The 383-nt window shown below is 42.0% G+C and carries 1 protein-coding gene; it reads right to left on the bottom strand.

Annotated features, from left to right (window positions below; genetic code table 11):
- A partial coding sequence (locus tag GO615_RS28505; protein WP_169133130.1) for a glycine--tRNA ligase subunit alpha occupies nt 1-383 on the bottom strand: 383 nt, incomplete at both ends.

Genomic DNA, 383 nt, shown 5'->3' with positions numbered 1-383 from the left:
GATTAAAGGTATGTGAACATTTGAGAACATAGTCATAGGCAGGATGTACCAAGCCTTCTTCTAATGCACGACCAGCTTCTTTTTCAAACTTATCAAAGTTTTCAAGCAACATTTCTTGGTCCGAAATTTCAAATGAATATTTTGAGTGCTCATACTCAGGCTGGATAAAGATTTCTCCGTATTTTACACCATCAGCCCACTCGATATCATAGACAGAGTCTACTTCTTGAATGTAAGAAGCCAAGCGCTCCAAACCATAGGTAACTTCCGCAGTCACAGGGCCAGTTGCCAATCCACCGACTTGTTGGAAATAAGTGAACTGAGTGATTTCCATTCCGTCAAGCCAAACTTCCCAACCAAGACCAGCTGAACCAGTTGATGGG

This window comes from Aromatoleum evansii (genome assembly GCF_012910805.1).
Lineage (GTDB): Bacteria > Pseudomonadota > Gammaproteobacteria > Burkholderiales > Rhodocyclaceae > Aromatoleum > Aromatoleum evansii.
The sequence above is the reverse complement of the archived record's forward strand: the minus strand, read 5'-3'. Positions and strand labels throughout refer to the sequence as shown.